Origin of the sequence: Rhodoblastus sp. (assembly GCF_019449565.1) — a bacterium.
Classification (GTDB): Bacteria; Pseudomonadota; Alphaproteobacteria; order Rhizobiales; family Beijerinckiaceae; genus Rhodoblastus.
In genome coordinates, this window is the sequence record NZ_JAGRPM010000050.1 from 1 (window position 1) to 6,469 (window position 6,469).

Consider the following 6,469-nt stretch of genomic DNA (forward strand, 5'->3'; position numbering starts at 1 on the left):
CGAAGATGGCGAGATGGCCTTCACCGATTTCGGCATCGAGAACCTGATCGACCTCATCAAAATGCACAAAGACGATCCGACGATCCTGGCGAGGCGATCAACCTGATGCCGGCCGCCTGCGTGCTACGCCGGATGGATACCCCGAAAGCCGCAGAATCGCGCCGAGTTCGCCGCGCACCGCGACCCGCAGGCGACCACTTTCCGGAACCAGGACGATCGCCTCGACGAGGCCGCGCACCAGCTCGCGCGCGGTGCCGGCTTCCTGGTCGGCCAAAGCCTCCTGCAAATCCTCGACCTTGCGGCGATAGACTTCGGCGAGATTGGGATGCAGTCGCGGCGCGGGCGCCGTGGCGGTCGCGAGTTCCGCTTCGAGGTCGAGGCGGCGGCGCTCGAGTTCGCGCAGTTTTTGTGTGACGCGCGCCGCAGGCTCGCCTTCGGCCAAGGCGTCGACGAGCCGCTCGATCTGCCGATTCACGCGTTCATGTTCGGCGCGCGGTTGGGCCAGACTGGCGCCGGCGTCCGCCTGCAGACGATTCCATTCCGCCGTGAACTCCTGCGCGAAGGCCTTGAACAGGGCAGGGTCCATCAGCCGATGGCGGAGGCCATCCATGACCGTGGCCTCCAGCACGTCGCGGCGGATCGTCAGCCGGTTGGCGCAGACGCTTTCGCCTTTGTTGCGCGCGGTCGAGCACCCGAAATGCGCGGCGCTGATCTTGGAAAAGCCGCCGCCGCAAACGCCGCAGCGCATCAGTCCCGAAAACAGATAACGCGGTCGCTGCTTCGACCAGAATGGCGCCGGAGCGTCGTCAACCGCGGCTCCCTTTCCGTCCCCGTGCCGAGATCGGCCCTTTCCAAGCGCGGCCTGTCGCGCCTTGACCGCATTCCAGACCTCGTTGGACACGATGGCCAGTTCCGGCGCTTCGGTCGTAATGACAGCTTCGTCTTCGTTCGCGCGGGAGCGGCGCCTGCCGGTCTCTGGATCCTTGGCGTAGCGAAGCCGGTTCCACACCAGCCGGCCGATATACATCTCGTTGTTCAGGACGCCCGTGCCGCGGGCGCGGTTGCCGTTGAGTGTGCTCCCGCTCCAGGTCCCGCCGCGCGGCGCGCTGACGCCGCGCGCGTTCAAATCCATCGCGATTTTCCGCGGCGAGGCGCCGGCGGCGTATCGGGCGAAAATCTCCTTGATGATCTCGGCTTCGACCGGATCGATTCTACGCTCGCCTCGGATCGGTTCGCCTTCGGCGTCGAACGTCCTGACGACATCATAGCCATAGGAATTGCCGCCGCCCGACTTGCCGTCCTCGATCCGTCCCCTCAGGCCGCGCCGCACCTTGTCGGCGAGATCCTTCAGGAAGAGCGCATTCATCGTGCCCTTCAGGCCGATATGGAGGGCGCCAATCTCGCCTTCGGCGAGCGTGATGAGTTTGATCCCGGCAAATTGCAGGCGTTTGAACAGCGCGGCGACGTCCTCTTGATCGCGCGACAGACGATCGAGCGCCTCGGCGACGATGACATCGAACCCCGCTTCGCGCACAGCTTCGAGCATCGCCTGGTAGCCAGGCCGGAGCGTCGTCGCCCCGCTCATCGCGGAATCGCGGAAGACCTGGACCAGTGTCCAGCCCTCCTTGGTGATTCTCTCCTTGCAGAGACGAATCTGGTCCTCGATCGAGGCTTCGCGTTGCTGATCCGAGGAATAGCGGGCGTAAATGGCGGCGCGCATAAGAGGGGCCCTCAACGGGTTTTGCCGGAGATATTGCCGGCGTCGAGAGCAGCGCGCAGGCGCGCCAGGGTCTCCGCCTGCCGACGCGACGCTTGCAGGCTTCTGGCCTGATTATAATGCTTCTGCGTCGTCTCGAGCCCGGCATGGCCGAGAACGAGGTGAGCATCGCCGACATGGCGGGGATTGTCCACGGCGATCGAGGTCGCCGCGGCGTCGCGGAACCAATGCGGCGGCACGCTTTTCCCATAGGCTGTTTTGGTGTGATTGACGATCCGCCTCGCCAGCGCGCCGGTCTCGAGCTGGGTGCCGACTTCGGAAACCCAGAGCGCGTCGATATCGGCCTCGGCGCCGCCGCTTTCGCCGCGCAGCAGAACACGCCGGTGAAGATCGAGATAGCGCTGCAGCCGCGGCAGCAGAGCCAGCGGAAAGAGGGCCTCATAGGCGCGATGAGACTTGGTCTCATCGGCGGCGAACAGGATCCACCAGTTCCCGGAAATCTTCTGCAGTTGCTGGCCAAGCCGCATCGCCGCGAGGTTCTTGATCCGCACCGGCCGATAGGCCAGCACAGCGATCATCAGGCCGTCGCGAAAATGAACAGCCCGACGCCTGGCCGACCAATCGAGAGCCGCCTCGGCTTCGTCCATGACCCGTTCGCCAAGGGCGGCGAGTTCGTCGATCGGTTTTAGGCGGGACAGCTTGTCTCGCGCCGGTTGGGCTCGCGCGCGAAGATTGCGATAGACCTGCGTCAGCCATTTCCAGTCCTTGTCGGGGGCCAGAACGCGCAGCGCATCAAGCAATTCCTGGATTCTACAGAGCGCCGTATAGTCCGCGTGCTGAGAGCGAAGCTCCGCGACATAGGCCGCGACGCGTTCAGGCGTCACCCGTTCCGCGGGGGCGAGATTGGGGTCGCACGCGCCGCGCGCCTGCAGCCAGGACAGCCAGTAGCCGTAGCCGCCCGCGGTTTTGCGCCGCGACGGCGCCGACCAGTTGGCGCCGGCGCCGGCGGCGTCAAACAGGCCTTTGGCTTCGACGCCCTCGGTCCAGAGCGCGCGATCGCGTGCAGGCCAGTCTTCGAGTGGCAAACGACGATAGTCATGCATGACGAGGCGCCCCATCCCTGGTGCGGTGACGATCAATCAAGGCGTCGAGACGGCGCAGGGCGTCGCTCTGCTCGACTCCGCAATAGGACTTTACCGTCGTCGCGAGGCTCTTGTGGCCGAGGAACTGCTTGGCCGTTTCATATTCGCCGGGGTTTTCCCGCAGGAACAGCGTCGCCAAGAGATGCCGGAAGGCGTGAGCATTAAGATCGACCCCTGTTTCCTGGGCGATCGTCCGCTTGATCTGCGCGGCGAGTTGCGCGGGCGTCTTGGCGCCGCCCTGGCGCGCCGGAAACAGAAAGCCGCCGGCGTCCTCGGCCAGGACCGGCCGGCCGCGCGCGAGATAGGCGTCCAGAAGTTCGCCGAGATTGGCCGAAACTTCAAAAGTGAGCGCCTCGCGGTTCTTCACCTCCTGCGCCGGAATGACGATGTGGCGCACGCCGCCGATCCGGGTTTGGACCAGGTGACGGTCGAACCGAAGCGAGGCGAGATTCTTTATCCGCATCGGCGCGACAAGAAGAGTCGCGACCGCGAGCGCGGATTGAAGCCTGACGGCGTCGACGTAGCTCACCGCACCCGACTTCGGCAGCCTGGCAAAGATCGCATCGGGCATATCGATCAGTCGCCGCAGGTTCTCGGGATCGTCGAACTGGCGCAGGCGCGCGCGATTGCGCACGGTCATGCCGGATCCGCCCGGATCCACGTGGCGCCGGATGACCTGCAGCGCGTTTACCTGTGTCATCGGCGCCTCAACCCAATACTTGGCGATCTTGATCGCCGTCAGCGCGAAATTGTGGATCTGCCCGGTCTTGCGCTTGCCGTTTCTCACCCAGAAGAAATTGAGCGCAATCTTCATCGCCTCTTTGGTGACGAGGTCTGCGAGGCTCAAGATCGTGTCGGGCGGGCGTCCGGAATGAACCAGGGCGGCTGCGATCTGCAAAACGCGCAGACGAACGTCCTTGAGCGTCGTCGGGCTGGCGGGGCGCCGACCGGTCTCCGCGAACAGGTCGTCGCCGGCGAGATGCGTCAGATAGGCATCGAGATCATCGGCGAAGGATTTGGGATAGGCCGCGACGGGCAGGGCGTAATTGCGCCGGCGGTCGGGAACGCTCAGGCAGACGTTCGGCCAGCCCTCGACGGCGGCGACGCAGCGGTTCCAGGTCAAACAGACATCACGCACGATCTGCGTCTGGCGCTCGACCAGCGAGTTGTCGCGAAGGCCTTCGGCGAAACGGGCGACGACCTCGTCGTTGATGTGATCGGGCGGGAGTCCCTGGGCCGACGCATAGCCGAAGAACCTGGACAGCCGCGCGCGGTCGTAGCGATCGTCGACACGCGCCAGCAGGTCCTTCCAGCACGGCGCCAAATCGTAGAGGCTGCGCCGCCGCACGATCTTGGCGCCCGTCAGGTCGAGCGCCGCGGTCAGCAGCGCGCGAACGTTCTTCAACCGGCGCGCGGTCATGCCGGCGCCGGCGGGCGTCAGCAGCGACAGCCGGCTGCGCAGCACCGCCGCATCGGCGGGGATGTCGGTCGCCGGCACGCCGATCAGGCCTGCGACCTTGCGGACGGCGGAACTCAAATCGTGACGCCGTTGGCGCGGCAGGTCGGCCCTCTGCGCGAGGCGGGCGAGGACTTCGCCCAGGGTCGCCGGCGCGCGCTGGGGATTGGCGGGAATTACTGAAGCCTGCGGCGATTCTGACGAAGGCCACGAGAGAGTGGGTGCGATCGGCTCGAGGCCGGGCTCGAAGACGTCAGCTGGACGGGGCAGTGGCGCTAGTGAGGCCGCGTTGGTGGACATGTGTGGACTCCAGTGTCCGCTAGTGGACATTACGGTGACATTCGTGATAACGCAAGCATAAAATTGCAAGTCAACTTTATAAAACACAGTCACTAGCGATATAAATGGCATCTATATTGTATTGATACGTAAAATACGAAATCACGTTTGTTTATGTGTGGCCACTTACATTGATCGTGTGTTTCTGGTGTGGGCCAAGAGCGTCTCAAGGTCCTGCTCACTAACGCGAAGCAGTTTGCCGATCCGATGCGCCGGCAGATCCCCGCGCGTGATCATCCGCCGCACCGTCTTCACCGACAGGCCCAGTCGGTCGGCGACAACGACGACGCTGAAAAGACGGGGGCCCGATCCGGGCGTTGGAGGCGGCGCGCTCATTCGTCGACCGCTTCCGAATTGAATTGCGGCCTGGATTCCGCCGGCGGCGGCTCGCGGTCAGAGAGAACGGCGTCGCCTTCCGATCGCCCATTAAACTCTTCCCGCGCCGCCTGTCGGGCCAGCGCGCGCACGAGCCGCGCCAGCGCGACCTCGGCGACTTGGGCGTCGGCGGCGGAGGAGGAGGATTCGGGCGGCGGGACGGTGGACATGGCCGCAATTTAGGGGCGTTCCCGTCTGCGAACTGGCGAAAACCCGGCGCCAGCAAAATCCGTTGCATCGAAGACCAGGCCTTCAGGATCCCCGTTGGCCGCTCTTGTACTCGTCCCAATACCGCCGCAACGCCCCTGTCGAATCGGGCAGCTTCAACCAGCTAAAGACCTGGTGGACGAGTTCGCCGAACGGCGTCTTATCGCTGCGCCCTGGCGCCGGGGTCTGCTCCATTGCCTCGAGCCAATTCACCGCCAGCCACATGATCAGCACAATCGCCTCATCGTCTCGCGGGCGGCCATTGGCGATGACGTCCGGCTTCACAACGCGGGCGCCCTCTATCGGCGTGGCTTCTGACGGAACTCTCGCCCCGCGCGCGACGCCGAAAATGAGGGGCTCGTATCTGGGCTGCGAGCGCTTATACGGCCCCCTGCGACGACCGGGAATAACCACGCCTCCACCGGCGATGCTCCTTCGAACAATCTCCGCGAGCTTCTCCTTCGGCGCGTCGCACAGCCATCCGGGGCGCGATACGATGGGAGCCGGCTCGCTGAAAATTATCGGCCAAAGCCTCTCAGCACGCGTTTCGATCGTGTTCAGCGTCGCCTTCGGCAGGGTTCTGAGTTTGCCACGAATAATTCCGATCTCAGGGTCCGCCTCGTCCGCCAGTCGCCACAACTTGCGCAGACGGTCATGGATTTTCCGAAAGGTCAGGTCGCCCCCTTCCCGTCCGGTCGTAAAATCCGACATCGTTGTGGCCACATTCCGCGCCAAAGCCGCCGCCGCCTCTGGCGCCGTCACCCCAGTCCGGGCCAGAATTTTTTGAATCCAGGCGTGCTGTTCGGAATCAAGTTGCATGCCCTCGAGGTTAGACGCCCCTGATGGCCGGTCAACTCACCGATAGCCACGCCAGAAAGTTAGAAATGTTCACATCATTCTTGTTCCGAGACACCACATCACGCGTGTCGGCTCGAGGCCGACTTCTGCTCCCGGTCGGCGACTGTCTCGTTGGGCGGAAAGCGGAAGACCGTCGTCGCCGTCGGCAAGGGCGAAGATGGCCTGACTGTGGCCCACGAGCGAAGGACTGGTCTCGGACGTAGACCGGTCGAAGGTCCAACGGCAGGGTTGCGTCATAGCACGAAGTCGCTCCGCTCCGGCCCGCTGCGCGGGGGCGTGAGCCGCGACGGCGGGTAGCAAGCCGATAGGATAGCGATGGCGCGACGGGCAGCCCGTCCTGAGATTTGAGGGTCGTTCAACCCCACTCAGGAAGGA

5 protein-coding genes are annotated in these 6,469 nt (G+C 64.5%); all 5 read right to left on the reverse strand.

Annotation, left to right across the window (positions count from 1 at the left end; translation table 11 throughout):
- Positions 1-97: 97 nt before the first annotated feature.
- The 5 genes from QZ409_RS12305 to QZ409_RS12325 all read right to left on the reverse strand — a co-directional run bounded on the left by QZ409_RS12305 (position 98) and on the right by QZ409_RS12325 (position 5,971).
- Positions 98-1,720, reverse strand: a complete 1,623-nt coding sequence (locus QZ409_RS12305) for a recombinase family protein (RefSeq protein WP_296711503.1) — start codon at positions 1,718-1,720, stop codon at positions 98-100.
- An 11-nt stretch (positions 1,721-1,731) separates the two neighbouring features.
- A complete protein-coding gene (locus tag QZ409_RS12310; RefSeq protein ID WP_296711508.1) occupies positions 1,732-2,820 on the reverse strand; it encodes a hypothetical protein in 1,089 nt (362 codons plus the stop codon).
- The gene (locus tag QZ409_RS12315; RefSeq protein ID WP_296711513.1) at positions 2,813-4,615 is read right to left on the reverse strand and encodes a tyrosine-type recombinase/integrase; all 1,803 of its coding nucleotides are present in this window, start codon (positions 4,613-4,615) and stop codon (positions 2,813-2,815) included. Before QZ409_RS12315 ends, QZ409_RS12310 begins: the two co-directional genes overlap by 8 nt.
- A 371-nt stretch (positions 4,616-4,986) precedes the next feature.
- Complete coding sequence (locus QZ409_RS12320; protein ID WP_296711516.1) at positions 4,987-5,199, reverse strand: hypothetical protein; 213 nt, start codon at positions 5,197-5,199, stop codon at positions 4,987-4,989.
- Positions 5,200-5,281: 82 nt separating this feature from the next.
- Positions 5,282-5,971 (reverse strand): hypothetical protein, encoded by a 690-nt coding sequence (locus tag QZ409_RS12325; RefSeq protein WP_296711520.1) that lies wholly within the window; start codon positions 5,969-5,971, stop codon positions 5,282-5,284.
- Positions 5,972-6,469: the final 498 nt, after the last annotated feature.

What these genes read in the sequence shown, in the direction of transcription:
- QZ409_RS12305 (WP_296711503.1), bottom strand. Translation starts at nt 1,720, where the DNA reads ATGCGCGCCGCCATTTACGCCCGCTATTCCTCGGATCAGCAACGCGAA.
- QZ409_RS12315 (WP_296711513.1), bottom strand. Translation starts at nt 4,615, where the DNA reads ATGTCCACCAACGCGGCCTCACTAGCGCCACTGCCCCGTCCAGCTGAC.
- QZ409_RS12320 (WP_296711516.1), bottom strand. Translation starts at nt 5,199, where the DNA reads ATGTCCACCGTCCCGCCGCCCGAATCCTCCTCCTCCGCCGCCGACGCC.
- QZ409_RS12310 (WP_296711508.1), bottom strand. Translation starts at nt 2,820, where the DNA reads ATGCATGACTATCGTCGTTTGCCACTCGAAGACTGGCCTGCACGCGAT.